Consider the following 18,759-nt stretch of genomic DNA (forward strand, 5'->3'; position numbering starts at 1 on the left):
TTACTTTTTATACATTAATTATATAGGGGGGATTTAAATAATTTATGAAAAACTTATTTTTAGTATTACAAATAAGTGCTGTTTTTATAGGTACTATTGTTGGCGCTGGTTTAGCTTCTGGACAAGAAATAAGCCAGTTTTTCACAGTTTATGGTTACAAAAGCTTCCTAGGTATACTTATATGCTGTATCATTTACATAATAATGGGTTATATCGTTATACAACTAAGTTTAAGGTATAAATTAACCTCTTATGATGGACTTATATCCTTGGTTAGTCCAGGATTTCTAGGACAAGTTACTAATCTGTTTACAACTATATTTCTTATAAGTACCTCTGCTGTAATCTTAGCCGGAAGTGGCTCTCTTTTAAACCAATACTTTCATGTATCAAAATGGGTGGGAATAATTATAATGATATTTATATCAGTAATTGTGCTTTTAAGAGGAACCAAAGGACTAATTGAAATAAATTCTTTTATAGTGCCTTCTCTAATTATTGTTATAGTGACTATATTTATTTTATATGTATCATTTTACAAAGACATTAATGTATCTTATTTAAAAAATATTTCTGCTTACAAACATAATTGGCTATTATCTTCTCTTATATATGGAGGTTTCAACATTCTATGCTGTTGTGGAGTACTTGTACCTCTAAGTACTGAAATAAGAAACAAAAAAACTTTAATATTGGGTGTTGCTCTAGGCTCTATAGGTCTAACAGTACTATCATTTTTAATTAATGCCTTACTAATTTTAAACATACCCTATATTTTTAAATATGAAATACCGTTATTATATATTGCTAATCGTTTTGGAAATGTAATTCAAATCATGCTCCTAAGCATAATTTGGATGGAGATGTTCTCTACAGAAGTTTCTAATATATATAGCGTAAGCAAAAATCTTGAAGAGTTATTCAATATTTCTTATAAAAAAGCTATAATTTTAATAATTATTATATCCATACCTATATCGCAAATTGGATTCGTAAAACTTATATCCATCTTATATCCTGCTTTTGCAGTAGTAAGTTTTATATTTACAATTCAATGTTTAGCCTTTTACCTGGGAAATAAAAATAAATCTGTACATTAGACATACACATAAAACAAAATATAAAGTATAATAATTTTTATAGTAATTACTTTAATTATATAGAGGTGTTATAAAATGTTAGAAGTTCTTGAAAGTTGTAAATTATGTCCCAGGAACTGTGGTGTAAATAGATTAAAAGGTGAATTAGGATATTGTAATTCAGGAAAAAATGTAAAAATTGCAAGAGTATCATTACATAATTGGGAAGAGCCCTGCATATCAGGGAAAAATGGTTCTGGAACTATATTTTTCTCCAACTGTAACTTAAAATGTGTCTTTTGTCAGAATCACGAAATAAGTTCTGAAAGTATAGGTAAAGAAGTATCTATAGAAAGGCTAAGTGAAATCTTTTTAGAACAACAAAAAAAAGGAGCTCATAATATAAACTTAGTTACTCCAACACATTATGTTCCTCAAATAATAGAAGCTTTAAAAATATCAAAAGCATCCGGTCTTAATATTCCTATTTTATTTAATACCAGTGGATATGAAAATATAGAAACAATAAAATTGCTAAAGGGATATATTGATGTGTACCTTCCTGATATTAAATACTTTAACAACAAATATTCAAAAAAATATTCCAATGCTGAAAACTATTTTGCACATGCTTCAAATGCAGTAAAAGAAATGTTCTCCCAAGTTGGAAAAATAGAACTCAACAAGGAAGGCTTAATTGAAAAAGGAGTTATCATAAGACACTTAATGTTACCTGGACTTTTATTTGATTCTAAAAAAATTATAGATTACATATATAGTACTTTTGGTGATTCTATTTATTTAAGCCTAATGAATCAATATGTTCCTATGTATAACGCTTGTAAATTTCCCGAAATTAATAAGCCTTTAAACTCTAAGCACTATGATAGTATGATAGACTATTGCCTAAGTTTAGGTATAAAAAATGCATTTATTCAAGAGGAAGGAACTGCTTCTAAAAGTTTTATTCCAGATTTTGATTTAAACGGCGTGTAAATTTAATGGACAGCTTTATAAAATCTAAAAGCTGTCCATTTTATCAATTATATACTAAAACAATTACCTTTTAATATGTTTAGAACTTTTAAATTTTATATTTACTTAATTCTACTTTAAAATGCTCTGTAATTGTTCTAAATTGGTTAATATTATATATAAGTTTTTTAATTTCATTAGTATAATTTGCCACATTGGCACTTACTTCCTCAGAAGAAGCTGAATTTTCTTCAGCAATAGCGGCCAAAGATTCTATTGTATCATAGATAGTTGCTATGGAATCAGTTTCCTTATTAAGTCGCTCTATAGTTTCTATCATAGATGATGATACTGTTTGCACTGAAGTAGTAGCTTCATAACTTATATCTCTTACATTTTGTAAGTTTTTAGTTTCTACTTGTAGTACATTGTACTGTGATCCTATTTTTTCTGCTAAAGCTTTTATTTCTTCTGAAAAACTAACCAGGTTGGAGTTTATTTCTTCAACGGCATTTTTAGATTGTTCTGCCAAATCACCAACTTCTTCTGCTACAACAGCAAAGCCTTTTCCCAATTCTCCAGCACGTGCAGCCTCAATAGAAGCATTTAATGCTAGCAAATTAGTTTGTTCAGAAATATCAGATACTATTGAAACTATATTTGTAATATCTTTTGCCCTTCCCTCAAGTTCAAAGCCTTTATCCTTGACTTGCTGAAACTTTTCAAGAGTACTCATTATATTCTTACTTGTTCCATCGATATTTTCATAACTATTATTAATTTTATTCAAAGCTTTTTCCAATTCTAATTTATTACCATTTTCACTACTTACTATATTTTTCAATCCTTGTATATTATCATTTAATATAGAAACAGCTTTTTCTGTATTAGTTGCTTGATCCACTGAAGAACTAGCTACCTGTTCTACCACATCTGATATTTCATTAGATGCTTGATTCATAGAATCTGATATAACACTTATATTGTTCATAAAAGTATTCATCTCATCAGTAACACCTTTAAATCCCACAAAATCTGCACTTATATCCTTTTTATTCTCTTTTAAAAGTTTATAAATGTCTTCAAATAGATCATTAGTTTCTATATCTCCTTCTTCTATATAATTATTACTTATGACATTTTTAATATCTTGTTCTATAATTAAAGCTGGCTTCATAAGAAGTGATACAGCTATATGTGCTGCTATGGAAGATATAATTGAAATAATAATAGCCTTAAAGGCTTGATCAAGTCCCATCAATGGTATAGATGTTATTAAAGAAACTATTAATGTAAATAATGCTGTTTTTGATCCTAAACTTTTCATGAATCCTAAAGAAAGTATTTTATTAAACTTATATACCTTCTTATAGTATATATCTTTCTCAAAGGTAAACTTGAATTTTACATAGTTATTACTCTTTTCAAGCTCATCTACTTTAACTTTTTCATTAAAAAACTTAGCACTACCTTCTATCATTCCTTTAAGATAGTCAAACATGCCTCTTTCTGATTTATATTCAAATATAGCTTCTCTTTGTGATATTGGTTTGATGGATACTAGAGGAGGTTTTGCACCTGGCAATTTTTTTGTCATAACCACATGTACATCAAACATAGATTTTAAAAATGAATATAAATTTTCATGCTGAAAAAATGCTGGAAAGTCCTTATAGAAAGCATTTATATTATCTAATCCTATTTCCCGCCATAAATGCTTAATATCTATATTATTACTTTTAGCTATAGCAGCAATAACTTCTTTAACCTTTGTATCCTCTACATTTTCTGCTGGCAAAAAAATTTTTGACGCTCTCCACCCTACATGTTCCATGGCTTTATTTACACTATCATCACCATATAATTTTCTGCAAGTTTTCATCCACGTAGCTATTACTGTTCCTTTCATTTTTAATCCTCCTTATTATATTCACTAAAGTTCTATATTTCATTATTAATGAAGAGTCAATCTTTAAGTAAATCCAGTAACTTCACAAGATTATAAATATTATACAACATCAGTATTGTTTTTACAAAGGCTATTAATTAAAAATTGCACTGCATTTTTTAATGCAGTGCAATTTTCTAAAGCTTTATTTCAACTCTATTTAATTTGGCTATTATGTTAATTTCTTTTATTTCTGCAGTTTCAGTTCTAAAGCTGCCTTTATTACTAATAAGTAGAACTTTATTGTTATCTAACCTTTTTATTTGTCTTATTACTCTTTTGCTTCCATGTTCTATTAAACATATACTATTGTTTTCAATTTCATGTGTACTATATGCAAAAGCTAAGTCTCCTTTTGCTATTCTAAATCCTAACATATCATCATCTTCTATTTGCAAATAGAACACTTTATCTTGAGAATGTCCTTCTACTTTATTATTTATTAAAGGTAATTGTTTGAAGGATACAGCTTTTTGTAAGTCGTACCCATAAATAGGTATATTTTTCAACACTGATCCAAATGCTTCATTCCAAACATCTTTTACAGCTTCTTTCTTAGGTGCTGCAGAATACTTTTTATCTTTTTCTTCTTCAAATACCTGTTCCTCAAAAGACATAGTAATATCATTTATATCTTTTCCTAATACTTTGGAAATTCTATCTATCAAATTTTGATTTATAATTTTTCTACCATTCTCAACTTCATTAACAAAGCTCTCATTTACCCCTAACTTTTTGCCTAGTTGTTTTTGGGTCATTCCAATACTATTTCTTATATTCTTTATTTTTTCGCCTACTCTACTCATACTATAACCCCGCTTTTATGCATTATGTTTTTCATGATTTTACATACTTATTATATTAAACGTTATAATACTGCTTAAAGTTTTTCTGGTTCTGGATATTCTTCTCCATAAATTTCTACAGTCATTTCCTCAATGACCTGATCCTCATAAGGTTTATCCCTAAAATCTCTTTTAGTATTTACTATTTCTTGAGCTATATCCATACCCTCTGTAACCTTTCCAAATGCAGCATATTGACCATCTAAATGAGGTGCATTTTCTGTCATTAGGAAAAATTGGCTTCCTGCTGAATCAGGCTGCATAGTCCTAGCCATAGATAGTACTCCAGTGGTATGTTTTAAATCATTTTTAAAGCCATTACTTGTAAATTCACCTTTTATAGAATATCCTGGACCTCCTGTTCCATTTCCTAAAGGACATCCTCCTTGTATCATAAATCCTGGAATAACCCTATGAAATACTATTCCATTGTAAAAGCCTTTCTTTATAAGACTTATAAAATTATTCACAGTATTAGGTGCAATTTCGGGATATAATTCAGCTTTAATTACTCCCCTATCTTTGATTTTAATCGTAACTAATGGATTCATATTTAGTAATCTCCCTTCGTCTTTCATATATATCATCTATTTGAATTATATCATAATACATAAATATTATTCACATAAAAAACTTTATTTAAAAACTATTAATATTAACTATAGTTAATGTTACATTATCTACTCACATTCCAATAGCTTATAACTTAACTTTATAATTTCATCACTATCTAATGAATTATATACAGTTACCTTTCCACCTTCTCTTTTTTTACTTGCCAAATTACTTTTTATAAGTTCTCTTTTCAATTGTTTTACAGTTCCTAAACTTCCATCTATAATTGGAACTTCATTATTAAGTAACTTAGATAAAGTCTTTTTTATAAAAGGATAATGGGTACATCCAAGAACTATAGCTGCTATTCCTTCTTCTTTTAATGGTTCTATTTTATCTCTTAGATATTTCTCTACCTCTTCTCCTTCCACCATGCCTTGTTCTATTAATTCTACAAGACCAGGACATGGCATAGGATACATTTGTGCCTGATTTTTATATCTGTTCATTAAATTATTAAATTTCCTCTCAGCCAAAGTCATAGGTGTGGCCATTACAACTATTTGTCCTTTTCTTTTCAATTCCACAGCAGGCTTTAATGCTGGCTCTATACCTATTACAGGCATTACACTACTATATTTCTTTCTTAAATCTATTATAGCGGCGCTGGTTGCTGTATTACAAGCAATTACTACTGCCTTAATATTTTTACTTATTAAAAATTCTACAGCTTCAAAGGTTAATCTACTAGCTTCCTCTACAGTTTTTATACCATATGGTGCATTATTAGAATCTCCAAAATAAACAAAATCTTCTCCTGGTAAAAGTTTTACCGCTTCTTTTAATACACTAATTCCTCCAACTCCAGAATCAAAAAAACCTATTGGTCTACATTCCACTTTCACTCTACCACCTTCATTATAGTTAGTTAATATATATGCTTAATATTATATAATATAGAATTAAACTATACAAATTATGAAAGTTCATTGCATAAATATACATTGCATTTAATATTTTCGCAATAATTAAGTATAAAATTGAATTTTTTTAAAAAATACTGCAATATTTTTTGCAGAATAAAAAATTTTAATTGCTAATTGAAGTTTTTTTTTAATAAACTTTCATTTTTCCTATTGACATATTAGCATATTAATTATAAAATTTTGAATATGAAAAAATTCACAAAAACATATTATTAATATCATTTTCTTAAATCGCAAAGTAAAAGAGTAAAAAAAAACTCTTTTTTTATTTTTTAGGAGGAAATTATATGATAAAAGATTTAATCTACACCATTTCAAAAGAAAATCATTCAGAAAAAGAATTAAAGGCAATCTTGACTTCTCATTCTGAAATAAAATTTGTGTCTCTTATAGGCATAGACTTATCAGGAAATGATACTGACGAAAAAATCCCTATGAAGGTCTTCTTAGACGATATAGACACATTCTTAAAGGGAGCAATTCAAACTGATGGTTCATCTGTTGTTCTCCCTGGAATAGCAAGCTTAAATAATGCTAAAGTTGATATGCTAGCTGATGTCGATGTAAACTGGTACGTAGAATACAACTATGAGCATATAGATGGTGAAACTGGAAAACCTATCGGAACTTTAAGAATTCCTTGTTTCTTATATCATGAAAATGTTGCTGTAGACTCCAGACACATTTTGAAACATGCTATAGAACACTTCAAATCAACTCTTTTAGACTTATTTAAAGCACATCCAAGTTCACTAGCAGCTTTTGACATAAAATATGATGACATAGAAGATGTAGTTGCTACTTGTGCTACAGAATTAGAATTTTGGGTTAAAACTCCTAACGATAAAGCTGAAGTTGAAGAACTTTCTACTTCTCAAGTATTGCAAGAGCAATATTGGACTAGAACAAAAGGTGTTGTAAGAACATGTCTTGAAGAATCTTTACTTATTATGGATGCATATGGTTTAGAACCTGAAATGGGCCATAAAGAAGTTGGTGGAGTAAAAGCAAAAATAGATGAATCAGGAAAACTTACTCACATAATGGAACAACTTGAAATAGATTGGAAATATTCTACTGCGGTACAGGCTGCTGATAATGAACTTTTAGTTAAGAGCTTAGTTAAAGAAACTTTCAGAAAAAATGGATTGGATGTTACATTCCTTGCTAAACCTATAGATGGTGTTGCAGGTAGTGGTGAACATACTCATATTGGAATAGCTTTAAAACTTAAAAATGGAAAGAGAATTAACTTATTCTCATCACCAAAGAAACATTTCTTAAGCATTTTTGGATATGCTTCTATAATGGGAATACTTAAAAATTATGAAGTAGTAAATCCATTTGTATCTTCTACTAATGACTCTTTAAGAAGATTAAAACCTGGATTTGAAGCTCCGATTTGTATCGTAACTTCCATAGGTAATTCTGTAGAAGTTCCTTCTAGAAACAGAACAGTACTTGTAGGCGTTATAAGAGACTTACAAAACTCATTAGCAACAAGATTTGAGCTTAGAGCTCCAAACCCACATACAAACACTTACTTAGCTGTAACTGCACTTTACATGACTATGTTAGATGGTATCAAGTATGCAGTAACTGGTGAAAAAACTGAAGATGAGCTTTTAGCTGAACTTTCAAAGAAACCAGAAGATAATGCTGATTATCTAGAATTAGGAAGATCTTATAGAAGTGAAGAAGATGTATTTGAAGACTTCTCTGATGAAGAAAGAGAAAAATTCTTTGGTAAAGCTCCTGCTACTGTTTATGAAAACCTTACTGCGTTTGACAAATATGCAGATAAAAAAGCAGTCCTTATGCAAGGTGATGTTTTAACCGAAAAACTTATAAACAGCTTTGTACTTGGTACTACTAAAAGATGGATTATTGAAATAAACAACAGAATCATAGCAAATTACTCAGATGAAATAAGAGCTTGTAAGCCTCTTCATTCTATAGACAAAGCTTTAGACCTTGATGTAGCTAATTGGATGAAGATAAATGAATTAAGACATTACTTAATGAAAGATTCATACTCAAAGCAAAGCTTATTTACAAGAATAAAAGTTGCTACTGATATAAAGAAATATGATGAAGTTTCAAATCTTCAAATAGAACTTGATGAAAAGATAAAAGAATTAAGAGAATTATATTCTAATTATAAGAAAAATTTATTAGATATCTAAAAAAGTAAAACCCTACATAAATTTATGTAGGGTTTTATTAAGTTGTACCTCTTATTATTAAATGTGTTTCAAAATAAATTTGTTTATTTGGTATAACTTTACTATTTATTATATCTATTAGCAAATTGCAAGACTCTCTTCCCATTTCATAAATAGGCTGAGCTATCGTAGTTAATTCTGGCTCAATTACCTGTGATATATGTATATTATCAAAACCAATGATACTTATATCCCGAGGTATACTAATACCTCTTCTTTTCAATACCTTTATTCCACCTAAAGCCATTATGTCATTACTATAAAATACAGCATCTATTTTCTCATTACTTTCCAACATCAGTTTTGTAGATTTCATTCCACCTTCTATGTTAAAAGCTCCTTTAAAAATAATATTTTCATTATATATGCCATATTTATTCATAGCATTTTTATAGCCTTCCAATCTCTGATTTGAAATTTCTAATGTATCAGGTCCTTTTACAAACGCTATATTTCTTTTTCCCTTATTATATAAATAATCTATTCCTTGAATAACTCCATTCTTATTTAAGCAATATACTCCATAAGCTTCTTTATAACTATCTATATATCTATCTACAAGCACAAAAGGTACATTGTTGTTTTTTAACATTTCTATACTAACACTGCTTTCTCCTCCAGCTATAAAAATAACTCCATCAACTAATTTGCTTATGAGAACCTTTATATACTTTTGTTCTTTATTAATTTCATTGTCTGTATTGCAAAAAATAACATTATAGCCCAAATAACTTGCTCTATCTTCAATAGCTCTTGCAATAGATGCAAAGAAGGGATTTGTTATATCCGGTAAAACTATTCCTATAGTATCTGTTTTTTTAGTACTTAAACTTCTCGCTAAATGGTTGGGAATATAGTTCATCTCTTTAGCTAAGGTTAATATTCTGCTTTTAGTTTCTTCACTTATATTTCCATCTCTTTTATTCAAAACCATAGAAACAGTTGCCTTAGATACTCCTGCCACTTTAGCAATGTCCATCATTGTTACCTTTTTCATAATTACCCCTTGTAAAACTAATTTGTATTTTATTTAATAAAATCCAGGATTTACATCCTGGATTTTCAATTTTAATTTATTATTTTTTTATAAGTTTTAAATCTACAGGTATTTGTTTTGGAACGCTTTCACCCTTTATAACTTTTACAGCATTCTCAATAGCTAAACTTCCCATTAAATCTGGTTGTTGAGCAACTGTAGCTGTCATTTCACCATTTGCAACTGCCTTTTTAGCATCATCAGTACCATCAAAACCTACTATTATAATCTTTTTGCCTTGTAATGCTTTAACTGCACCTAATGCCATTTCATCATTATGAGCAAAAACAGCATCAAACTGTGGTGTAGATTGCATTATGTTTTGCATTACATTTAATCCCTTTTGTCTATCAAAATCTGCTGACTGACTTGCAACTACCTTAACATTAGCTTTACCATCAACACCTTCATGGAATCCTTTACCTCTATCTCTTGTAGCTGATGCTCCTGGTTGTCCTTGAAGTTCAACTATATTTGCTTTTCCTCCCAATTGTTGTAGTATAAACTCTGCTGCCATTTTTCCACCCTTAACATTGTCTGAAGCTATATGAGTAACAACTGTTCCACTATTTGCTTGCCTATCTACAGTTATAACTGGTATTTTCTTATCATTTGCTACTTTAATTGAATTTCCAACAGCATCACTGTCTGTAGCATTTATAATTAATGCTGAAACACCTTGTTGTACAAGATCATCTACATTTGATCTTTCTTTTGTTGCATCATTTTGTGAATCAACAACTACTAAATCATAACCTAATTCTTTTGCCTTTTTAGTTGCTCCATCTTTCATTGTAACAAAGAATGGGTTGTTTAAAGTTGATATTACCATTCCTATTTTCTTTTTACCACCTTGGTTAGATGATTGTTGTTGATTGCTGTTACCACATCCTGTAAGCCCTGCAATTGCAAGTGCACCTGTTAACATAAGTGACATCATTTTTAAACGTGTTCTTTTCATAATAATATTCCTCCCTTATTTTATATAAATAAATTTTTTATTTATTTTTCTTATCAAGCATAACTGCTAACAATATAACAAGTCCTTTTACTATTGATTGATAAAAAGGAGATACATTCATTAAGTTCAAACCATTATTCAATACTCCTATTATCATTGCACCTATTATTGTTCCAGTAAGAGAACCTTCTCCACCTGAAAGACTAGTTCCTCCAAGTACAACTGCTGCGATAGCATCTAATTCAAAACCACTTCCTGCATTAGGTGATGCAGAACCAATTCTGCTGGTTACTACAATAGCACTTAATGCTGCTGCTGCTCCAGATAAAACATAAACTAAAGCTTTAATTTTATCTGTATTTATACCTGATAATCTTGATGAATCTTCGTTTCCTCCAACAGCATATACATATCTACCATATCTAGTTTGAGTTAATACATACCAAGCTATTAAAGCTACAATGGCTATTATAATAACCGGTAAAGGTATTCCAATTATGGTTCCATTTCCAATGAAAGTAAAGTTAGTTCCAAGTCCAGATATTGGAGTTCCATTAGTATAGACATAAGTTACTCCTCTAAACACCGTCATAGTAGCTAATGTTACTATAAAAGCTTGAATTTTTCCCTTTGCAACTATTATTCCATTAACTAATCCAATTAATCCTCCAATTATTACAGTTAAAATTAAAATTAAAACTATATTGACATTTTTTTGCGCTAAAGATGCGGCAATTGCACCTGCTATTGCAAGAGTAGATCCAACTGATAAATCTATTCCACCTGTTAGTATTACAAAACACATACCTACGGCAATAATTGCATTAACTGAAACCTGAGTAAATACATTTAATATGTTTGGAACAGTTAAAAATCTAGGTGTTACAAGCGATATAACTATACATAATATTAATAATCCTATTAAAGACTTGTATTTAAACAGCAAACTTTTAATATCTTTTTCCATTTTTCCCTCTCCTCCTGTATCTAATTGATACTTTAAACTCCAATAGCATACTTCATTATGCTTTCCTGAGTTGCTTCCTCTCTCTTTAATTCTCCTGTTACTTTTCCTTCATGCATTACCATTACTCTATCACTAACTCCTAATATTTCTGCCATATCAGAAGAAATCATTATAACAGCTTTTCCCATACTTTTTAGCTTGTTTAATACTTCATAAATTTCTTTTTTTGCACCTACATCTATACCCTTTGTAGGTTCATCAACTATTAGTACTTTAGGTGAACGCATTAGCCATTTAGCTAAAATTACTTTTTGTTGATTTCCTCCACTAAGGTTTTTAACTAATTGTTCCTGATTAGGTGTCTTTATAGATAGCCTTTTAATATACTCTTCTACTTCCTTTTTTTCTGACTTTTTATCTATTCTCTTCATTTTGTTTTCATAACTAATCAGATTAGGAAGTGTGATATTCTGAGCTACAGACATATTTAAAATAAGACCTTCTTGTTTTCTATCCTCTGATAAGTAACATATACCATATTTAATAGCATCTTTAGGTGAATTAATGTTTACTTTTTCGCCATCTACGTATATTTCTCCAGAATCCTTCTTATAATCTCCAAATATAGTTTTGGCAAGTTCAGTTCTTCCTGCTCCCATAAGACCTGAAACACCTAATATTTCTCCTGATCTAATCTCAAAGCTTACATTCTTTACTTTATCCTTCATGGATAGGTTTTCAACTTTAAGTAAAACATTTTCTTTTTCTACTTCTTTATAAGGAAACTGTTCTTCAAGTTTTCTTCCTACCATCATGGTAATTAAATCGTCTTTAGTTACATCTTTAGTTTCAACAGAACCTATATACTTACCATCTCTTAAAACAGTTATGGAATCACAAATTTGGAATATTTCATCCATTCTATGAGATATATATATAATTGCTATTCCCTTTTCTTTTAGTTTCCTAATTACTTGAAACAACTTTTGAGTTTCCACATCTGTTAGTGCTGTAGTAGGTTCATCCATAATAATAACACTAGAATTCTTAGTTAATGCCTTTGCAATTTCAATCATTTGCATATCTCCAAGATTTATATCCTTGACTAATGTATTGGGATTTATGTTGCATCCAATTTGATCTAAGAAATATTTACTTCTTTCTTTCATCCAAACTTTATTTATTTTTCTAGTACCTTTGCTAAATTTTTCATTACCTAAAAATATATTTTGAGCTACTGTTAAATTAGGAAGAACACTAAGTTCTTGATGTATGATTGTTATTCCTAAACTTTCAGCATGTTTTATTCCATGGATTTCTATTTCATCACCATCTACAATAATTTTTCCTTCATCTTTTTTATATACACCACTTACTATCTTCATTAATGTGGACTTTCCAGCTCCATTTTCTCCAAGTAAGGCCAGTACTTTTCCACCGTAAGCTTTTATATGCACATCTTGTAATGCCTTTACCCCTGGAAATGATTTAGATATACCCACCATTTCCAAAATAGGCTTTTTACTTTCCATACTTTATCCTCCTAATACTTTATTAGAATATAACCCCTGATTTTAAAATTATATTTGCATAAGGAGTCTGTTCTCCTGTTCTTATAACTGCCTTGCACTCCTTTAGCTTAACTTTAAGCTCTTCATGAGTAATAAACGTTATTTTTACATCTCCAATTTCATTTTTTATTTCTTCATATAACTTAGGACTAACATCTACTGTTTCCTTAGCTATTTCAACCTCTTCAATTTGTAGTTCTTGTAATACTACTTTTAGTGTTTGTATAAAAGTAGGTACATCCTTTATAAGTGCTATATCTATTCTTTCTGTTTCCTTTGGAATAGGTAATCCACAATCTCCAATAGCTAGAGTCTCTGTATGACCCATTTGTGATATAATACTTGAAATATTAGAATTTAACATACCAATCTTTTTCATTGCTTATTCCTCCCCGTATATTTCCTTTACTTCTTCTAAATAAGGAAGTGAAGGCTGTGCACCTGATTTTTGTACTACTATAGATGAAACTTTGTTTGCAAATTTTATAGAATTCTCAATAGAGTTAAAATCAATTACATCGCTATTTACTAACTTACTTGTAAGTGCTCCTATAAAGCTATCTCCTGCAGCCGTGGTATCTATCGCCTTTACCTTATAAGCAGGAACAATGCTCAATCTATCCTTATCTAGTATAGCAGCACCTTTTTCTCCTAAAGTTATTATTACAAACTTTACACCTTTTTCTAAGAATTTATTTGAAGCTTTTCTTATACTTTCTTCATCTTTAACTTCTATATTAGTAAGTTCAAATGCCTCAGTTTCATTTGGTGCTATAATATCTGTAATCTTTAATAATTCTTCTGGTATATCCTTCGCTGGTGCAGGATTTAAAACTGTAAGCACTCCATTTTCTTTTGCTATTCTAAAAGCTTGTATAGTAGCTTCTATTGGTGTTTCAAATTGAGCTACTAATATTTTTGAATTTTTTATAACCTTTTCTAATCCTTCAATATATTTTGTATCTATCTCCATATTAGCTCCTGGAACTACTATGATAGAGTTATTTCCAAGATCATCTACAGTTATAATAGCCATTCCTGTAGGATTAATGTCACTATAACTTATATTGCTTACATCTATATTATCTTTTTTTAAAGCTTCCACTAACGAGAAACCGTTTTCATCTTTTCCTACACTAGCTAGCATACATACATTAGCACCTAACCTTTTTGCTGCTACAGCTTGATTAGCTCCTTTGCCGCCTGGTATTTTTTGAAAACCCTTTGATAAAATAGTTTCTCCTGATTTTACCATCCTATCTACTCTTAAAACTAAATCCATATTTATGCTTCCTAAAATACAAATATTTTGCATCTAAATATCACCTCTTTTTTAGTTAACCGGTTTAGTTAACCGGTTAATCTCATTTTATATTATCTTTTTATATATGTCAATAATTTTCTGTAAACCTTTTTATGCGAAAAAAATAAGAACCTTACATTGACTAATAAAGTTCATATAAGGTTCTTGTTTTTAAAATTCTCTTAATTGAAAAGTTTTTATTACCATATCTTTTTTATTATTTATAGGCTTCCAAAGTTCTATTCTATCTATCATTCCCATCCTTTGGAAGTTCAAGTTTTTAGTACTTTCACACGCTGTAACATATTCCTTGCTACTCCATTGTCTTGATGCAAAATTGGTATTAGCTAGTGCTACATGTAAGTCCCAGTTATCTATATTTTCTCTAACATCAAATCCATGCAGCTTTAAACTTTCATTTACCTGTCTTGCAATTCTAATAATATAACCCTTATTTTCTATTTTTAAATTAACAGACTTATATGGAGGGTCAAAACATATAGCTCCATTTATCTTTACTTTAAACTTTTTATAAGGTTTTAATATATCTCCGACTATTTTATTTAACTTTTCAATATCCGGATCCCCTATAACTTCTAATGTTATATGTAAAACAGGCATATTCTTGTATAATTTGTACTTTCTACATATATTTTTTTGTATTTCTTCAATAGAAGAATAAGAATCCTTGTTGAATAGCGCCACTAAGTAATATTTCATATTTGTTCAATCCCCCAAATTAATCTTAATAAAATAGTATAAAATGTGATTTTTTGATATAAATATAATCTATATTTTTAATAATATAATGTTTTCTCAACTTTTTCAATTAAATTACATAAAACATCCTCTTCACATTTTTAAAATTAATGTTAAAATATTATAGAATTATGTTATAATAAACTTTGTGTAGTAATATGAATTTAAGATTTTTAATTTAATATAAATTTTATTAATATGATAAGGATGGATCGGGAATGGATAAATTGGTAATTAACGGAGGAAAACCTCTTTTTGGTTCTATAGAAATAAATGGTGCTAAGAACGCTGCTGTGGCAATACTTCCTGCTGCTATACTAGCAAGTAAAAATGTTTGTAATATAGATAATATACCTAACATTGAAGATGTTCACTGTTTAGAAAGAATAATTGAAAGCTTAGGTTGTAAAATAGAAGTAGGAAAAAATTCAGTTGTTATAGATAGCACTACTATAAATAATGTAAATGCTAATACTGAAGACGTAAGAAAAATGAGAGCTTCTTATTATCTTATAGGTGCTCTTTTAGGTAGATTTAAAAAAGCCAGAGTAGAACTTCCTGGAGGATGTCCTATTGGAGTTAGACCTATTGATCAACATATAAAGGGTTTTGAAGCTTTAGGTGCTAAAGTAGATATAACACATGGCTGTGTTGTAGTAGAAGCTGATCGATTAATAGGAACTAATATTTTCTTTGATGTAGTTAGCGTAGGAGCTACTATAAATGTCATGCTTGCAGCAACTCTTGCTGAAGGTGTAACTACTTTAGAAAATGTAGCAAAAGAACCTCACATTGTAGATGTAGCAAACTTTTTAAATAGTATGGGTGCTAATATAAAAGGTGCAGGTACTGATGTAATAAGAGTTGTAGGTGTAAAAGAACTTCAAGGATGCTCCTACAGTGTAATACCTGATCAAATAGAAGCTGGAACTTATATGATTGCTGCTGCTTCATGTGGTGGTGAAGTTCGCTTAGAAAATATTATACCAAAACATTTAGAATCTATTTCAGCAAAGCTCATAGAATCAGGTACTGAAATAATTGAAGATGGTGACTGTATTACTGTAAAATCTAACGGAAAGCTTAAGGGAGTAAACATAAAAACTCAACCTTACCCAGGATTTCCAACAGATGTACAACAACCTATGAGTACTCTATTAACAGTGGCTAAAGGTAGAAGCATTATATCTGAAAGCATATGGGAAAGTAGATTCAAGCATGTTGATGAACTAAAAAAAATGGGTGCCAATATAAAAGTAGAAGGTAGAACTGCCATAATAGATGGTGTTGATAAACTTACAGGAGCAGTAGTTAAAGCAACTGATTTAAGGGCAGGTGCTGCCATGGTTATTGCTGGTCTTATTGCTGATGGAGTTACCGAAGTTTTAAGTATTGAACATATTGATAGAGGTTACCCAAATATTGAAGATAAATTCAAGGCTCTAGGTGCAGATATAAAAAGAGTTAGTTGCTCAGAATAGTATTAATTTAAGATAGGAGAATTATTATGATTTTCTGTCCTTTGTATAGTGGCAGTAGTGGAAATAGTATATTTGTATCTTCTAATAACGCTAAAGTTTTAGTAGATGCAGGACTTCCAGGAAAAAGCATAGAAAAAGCACTTGAGCGTATTGGAGAAAATCCTACTGACATTGATGGCATATTTGTTACTCATGAACATATAGATCATACAAAGGGAGTAGGTGTATTATCTAGAAAATATGATATACCTATATACACAAATGCTCCTACATGGGATTCTATGTCGAAAACCATTGGTAAGATAAAAGATAAAAATATTAAAGTATTACAAAGCAATTGCATAAGCATCAAAGATATGGATATAACTAGTTATAAAATATCTCATGATGCAGCAGCTCCTTCTGGATATTCTCTGAGTTGTGAAGATAAAAAAGCTTGTATAGCAACTGATTTAGGATTTTTTTCTACAGAAATTCGCAAAACTTTAGAGGATGCAGATGTAGTTCTATTAGAAAGTAATCATGATGTTGAAATGTTAAAATTCGGTCCTTATCCTTATAATTTAAAGAAGCGAATTTTAAGCAATATAGGCCATTTATCTAATGATGATTGTGGCAAAGCTATTGTTAATATAGTAAATAGTAAATTTAAGAAAATTATTTTAGGACACTTAAGTAAAACAAATAATTACCCTGAACTTGCATATCAAACAGTATTAAATATACTAAATGAAGCTAAAATTGATTTGGATAAAGATTTAACTGTTTCTGTAGCTAAAAGGGATATGCCTAGTAATTATATAGAATTTTAATAAAAAGGTGAGGGATATGAAAAAAACTCTTTCGATAGTCATATGTTCCATAACTATATTTTCTATGGTAGGCTTAACAGGGTGTAAAAACAAGGACACTATAAGTTCTGGTGATAAAGAAAAGCAAATTGCTCTATCAAAGGAAAAGGAAAATGCTTTGGATTTAAATATATATTTTGGATCTTCTAATAATTCTACTGATTTATCTAAAGAACAACGCGTTATAAAAAAAGATGAATTATTAGGCGAAACCATTATTAATGAGATTATAAAAGGTCCAGGTGTAAAAAGTAATTTAAACCCGGTTTTACCTAAAGATACAAAGCTTTTAAGTTTTTCCATTAAAGACAATACTGCTTATGTAAATTTTAGTAAAGAGGCAAATATATCTATGAATGCATATAAAGAAGAAACTTGCTTAAAAAGCATCATTTTTTCTTTAACTGAATTGCCTTCAATACAAAAAGTTAAAATTTTTATAGACAACAAGGATACTAATATATGGGGAAATAATTTTAACTTAACATCCCCACTTGGAAAAGATACTATATCAAATACTAAGAAAAAGTAAATTATAATAAAAAGTGGTATAAAAAGATTATTGAAAAATATTAGGTTTTTTATTATAATATTTGAAGTAGTATGCATTTTTAAGTTAGTAATATATTTTCAAAAGGAGATAAAACTATGAGTTTGTATAAAAGTTGGACAGATATGGTTGTAGATTTTGTTAAAACTAGAGGAGAAGCTGCATTCTGGAAAGAATATGGTTCTATTGAACAAAGCATTTATACAAAAGTTTTGGCAGAACATAATCATACTATAAACGGAAGCATTAAAGATTTGGCAGATAAATTTGAAACTTCAACAATATTTTTTATGGGTTTTCTAGATGGAATTAATGACAGCCTTGTTGAGTCTTTTGATCTTGATACTCTAGAAGAGGATTCTAACATTGACGTAAAAATAGATTTTGAAAAATTATATTTTAATATGTTAGATGCTAAAGCTGATTATCTTTACACTCTTCCTCAATGGGAATCTATATTCTCTAAAGAAAAGAGAAAAGAAATACATAAAGATTGGGCTAACTCTAAAACTGTAGTAAACAAAAACAAAGTAGGAAGAAATGACCCATGTCCATGTGGCAGTGGAAAGAAATATAAACACTGCTGTGGAAAAAATGCTTAGTTTGAAATTAAATCCCTACACTTCAGTGTAAGGATTTTTTTCTTTGTTAAAATATACTATATATA

General features: G+C 29.4%; 18 protein-coding genes. 7 read left to right on the forward strand and 11 right to left on the reverse strand.

From position 1 onward, the window contains the following. Positions 1–44: 44 nt before the first annotated feature. Positions 45–1,100 carry a YkvI family membrane protein gene (locus tag Ccar_RS20265; protein ID WP_007059863.1) on the forward strand — a complete coding sequence of 352 codons (1,056 nt, stop codon included), beginning with the start codon at positions 45–47 and terminating at the stop codon, positions 1,098–1,100. A gap of 75 nt (positions 1,101–1,175) precedes the next feature. Beyond that, the gene (locus Ccar_RS20270) at positions 1,176–2,075 is read left to right on the forward strand and encodes a radical SAM protein (protein WP_007064814.1); all 900 of its coding nucleotides are present in this window, start codon (positions 1,176–1,178) and stop codon (positions 2,073–2,075) included. Positions 2,076–2,163: 88 nt separating this feature from the next. Here Ccar_RS20270 and Ccar_RS20275 read toward each other — a convergent pair whose 3' ends face one another. The 4 genes from Ccar_RS20275 to murI all read right to left on the reverse strand — a co-directional run bounded on the left by Ccar_RS20275 (position 2,164) and on the right by murI (position 6,307). Continuing rightward, entirely contained in the window at positions 2,164–3,963 is a 1,800-nt protein-coding gene (locus Ccar_RS20275) for a heme NO-binding domain-containing protein (RefSeq protein WP_007059860.1), read from the reverse strand. A 176-nt stretch (positions 3,964–4,139) separates the two neighbouring features. Further along, positions 4,140–4,808, reverse strand: a complete 669-nt coding sequence (locus tag Ccar_RS20280; protein ID WP_007059859.1) for an XRE family transcriptional regulator — start codon at positions 4,806–4,808, stop codon at positions 4,140–4,142. A 74-nt stretch (positions 4,809–4,882) separates the two neighbouring features. Then, entirely contained in the window at positions 4,883–5,398 is a 516-nt protein-coding gene (locus tag Ccar_RS20285) for a peptidylprolyl isomerase (protein WP_007059858.1), read from the reverse strand. A 129-nt stretch (positions 5,399–5,527) separates the two neighbouring features. Further along, on the reverse strand, positions 5,528–6,307 hold the full coding sequence (gene murI, locus Ccar_RS20290; protein WP_007064813.1) for a glutamate racemase: 780 nt from the start codon (positions 6,305–6,307) through the stop codon (positions 5,528–5,530). 368 nt (positions 6,308–6,675) lie between these two features. Between murI and Ccar_RS20295 the strand changes: the two genes are divergently transcribed. Beyond that, positions 6,676–8,574 carry a type I glutamate--ammonia ligase gene (locus tag Ccar_RS20295; RefSeq protein WP_007059856.1) on the forward strand — a complete coding sequence of 633 codons (1,899 nt, stop codon included), beginning with the start codon at positions 6,676–6,678 and terminating at the stop codon, positions 8,572–8,574. Between the two features lie 37 nt (positions 8,575–8,611). On the opposite strand, the gene Ccar_RS20300 is transcribed toward Ccar_RS20295, so the two are convergent. From Ccar_RS20300 to Ccar_RS20330, 7 genes are all read right to left on the reverse strand, one after another. Beyond that, positions 8,612–9,610, reverse strand: a complete 999-nt coding sequence (locus Ccar_RS20300; protein ID WP_007059855.1) for a LacI family DNA-binding transcriptional regulator — start codon at positions 9,608–9,610, stop codon at positions 8,612–8,614. A 79-nt stretch (positions 9,611–9,689) separates the two neighbouring features. Next, entirely contained in the window at positions 9,690–10,610 is a 921-nt protein-coding gene (rbsB, locus tag Ccar_RS20305) for a ribose ABC transporter substrate-binding protein RbsB (RefSeq protein WP_007059854.1), read from the reverse strand. Positions 10,611–10,647: 37 nt separating this feature from the next. Further along, positions 10,648–11,577, reverse strand: a complete 930-nt coding sequence (locus Ccar_RS20310) for an ABC transporter permease subunit (RefSeq protein WP_007059853.1) — start codon at positions 11,575–11,577, stop codon at positions 10,648–10,650. 32 nt (positions 11,578–11,609) lie between these two features. Continuing rightward, positions 11,610–13,109, reverse strand: a complete 1,500-nt coding sequence (locus Ccar_RS20315; protein WP_007059852.1) for a sugar ABC transporter ATP-binding protein — start codon at positions 13,107–13,109, stop codon at positions 11,610–11,612. Between the two features lie 22 nt (positions 13,110–13,131). Next, positions 13,132–13,527 carry a D-ribose pyranase gene (rbsD, locus tag Ccar_RS20320; RefSeq protein WP_007059851.1) on the reverse strand — a complete coding sequence of 132 codons (396 nt, stop codon included), beginning with the start codon at positions 13,525–13,527 and terminating at the stop codon, positions 13,132–13,134. Between the two features lie 3 nt (positions 13,528–13,530). Continuing rightward, positions 13,531–14,463, reverse strand: a complete 933-nt coding sequence (gene rbsK, locus Ccar_RS20325) for a ribokinase (RefSeq protein ID WP_007064812.1) — start codon at positions 14,461–14,463, stop codon at positions 13,531–13,533. A 159-nt stretch (positions 14,464–14,622) separates the two neighbouring features. Beyond that, positions 14,623–15,171: a 2'-5' RNA ligase family protein gene (locus tag Ccar_RS20330; protein WP_007064811.1), complete on the reverse strand. Its 549-nt coding sequence runs from the start codon at positions 15,169–15,171 to the stop codon at positions 14,623–14,625. Positions 15,172–15,428: 257 nt separating this feature from the next. On the opposite strand from Ccar_RS20330, the gene Ccar_RS20335 reads away from it, so the two are divergent. The 4 genes from Ccar_RS20335 to Ccar_RS20350 all read left to right on the forward strand — a co-directional run bounded on the left by Ccar_RS20335 (position 15,429) and on the right by Ccar_RS20350 (position 18,694). Beyond that, positions 15,429–16,691, forward strand: coding sequence for a UDP-N-acetylglucosamine 1-carboxyvinyltransferase (locus tag Ccar_RS20335; RefSeq protein WP_007059847.1), 1,263 nt, complete (start codon positions 15,429–15,431; stop codon positions 16,689–16,691). A 26-nt stretch (positions 16,692–16,717) separates the two neighbouring features. Beyond that, positions 16,718–17,503 (forward strand): MBL fold metallo-hydrolase, encoded by a 786-nt coding sequence (locus Ccar_RS20340; RefSeq protein ID WP_007059846.1) that lies wholly within the window; start codon positions 16,718–16,720, stop codon positions 17,501–17,503. Between the two features lie 16 nt (positions 17,504–17,519). Further along, on the forward strand, positions 17,520–18,074 hold the full coding sequence (locus Ccar_RS20345; RefSeq protein ID WP_007059845.1) for a GerMN domain-containing protein: 555 nt from the start codon (positions 17,520–17,522) through the stop codon (positions 18,072–18,074). 116 nt (positions 18,075–18,190) lie between these two features. After that, entirely contained in the window at positions 18,191–18,694 is a 504-nt protein-coding gene (locus Ccar_RS20350) for an SEC-C metal-binding domain-containing protein (RefSeq protein WP_007059844.1), read from the forward strand. The last annotated feature ends 65 nt before the right edge of the window (positions 18,695–18,759 follow it).

It is taken from the genome of Clostridium carboxidivorans P7, from assembly GCF_001038625.1.
GTDB classification, from domain to species: Bacteria; Bacillota; Clostridia; order Clostridiales; family Clostridiaceae; genus Clostridium_AM; species Clostridium_AM carboxidivorans.

Bases quoted from the DNA above. Each gene is read 5' to 3' on its own strand.
- Ccar_RS20340 (WP_007059846.1), top strand. From the start codon at position 16,718: ATGATTTTCTGTCCTTTGTATAGTGGCAGTAGTGGAAATAGTATATTT.
- Ccar_RS20280 (WP_007059859.1), bottom strand. From the start codon at position 4,808: ATGAGTAGAGTAGGCGAAAAAATAAAGAATATAAGAAATAGTATTGGA.
- rbsB (WP_007059854.1), bottom strand. From the start codon at position 10,610: ATGAAAAGAACACGTTTAAAAATGATGTCACTTATGTTAACAGGTGCA.
- Ccar_RS20345 (WP_007059845.1), top strand. From the start codon at position 17,520: ATGAAAAAAACTCTTTCGATAGTCATATGTTCCATAACTATATTTTCT.
- Ccar_RS20295 (WP_007059856.1), top strand. From the start codon at position 6,676: ATGATAAAAGATTTAATCTACACCATTTCAAAAGAAAATCATTCAGAA.
- rbsD (WP_007059851.1), bottom strand. From the start codon at position 13,527: ATGAAAAAGATTGGTATGTTAAATTCTAATATTTCAAGTATTATATCA.
- Ccar_RS20330 (WP_007064811.1), bottom strand. From the start codon at position 15,171: ATGAAATATTACTTAGTGGCGCTATTCAACAAGGATTCTTATTCTTCT.
- rbsK (WP_007064812.1), bottom strand. From the start codon at position 14,463: ATGCAAAATATTTGTATTTTAGGAAGCATAAATATGGATTTAGTTTTA.
- Ccar_RS20265 (WP_007059863.1), top strand. From the start codon at position 45: ATGAAAAACTTATTTTTAGTATTACAAATAAGTGCTGTTTTTATAGGT.
- Ccar_RS20315 (WP_007059852.1), bottom strand. From the start codon at position 13,109: ATGGAAAGTAAAAAGCCTATTTTGGAAATGGTGGGTATATCTAAATCA.
- Ccar_RS20275 (WP_007059860.1), bottom strand. From the start codon at position 3,963: ATGAAAGGAACAGTAATAGCTACGTGGATGAAAACTTGCAGAAAATTA.
- Ccar_RS20300 (WP_007059855.1), bottom strand. From the start codon at position 9,610: ATGAAAAAGGTAACAATGATGGACATTGCTAAAGTGGCAGGAGTATCT.
- Ccar_RS20310 (WP_007059853.1), bottom strand. From the start codon at position 11,577: ATGGAAAAAGATATTAAAAGTTTGCTGTTTAAATACAAGTCTTTAATA.
- Ccar_RS20270 (WP_007064814.1), top strand. From the start codon at position 1,176: ATGTTAGAAGTTCTTGAAAGTTGTAAATTATGTCCCAGGAACTGTGGT.
- Ccar_RS20335 (WP_007059847.1), top strand. From the start codon at position 15,429: ATGGATAAATTGGTAATTAACGGAGGAAAACCTCTTTTTGGTTCTATA.
- Ccar_RS20350 (WP_007059844.1), top strand. From the start codon at position 18,191: ATGAGTTTGTATAAAAGTTGGACAGATATGGTTGTAGATTTTGTTAAA.
- Ccar_RS20285 (WP_007059858.1), bottom strand. From the start codon at position 5,398: ATGAATCCATTAGTTACGATTAAAATCAAAGATAGGGGAGTAATTAAA.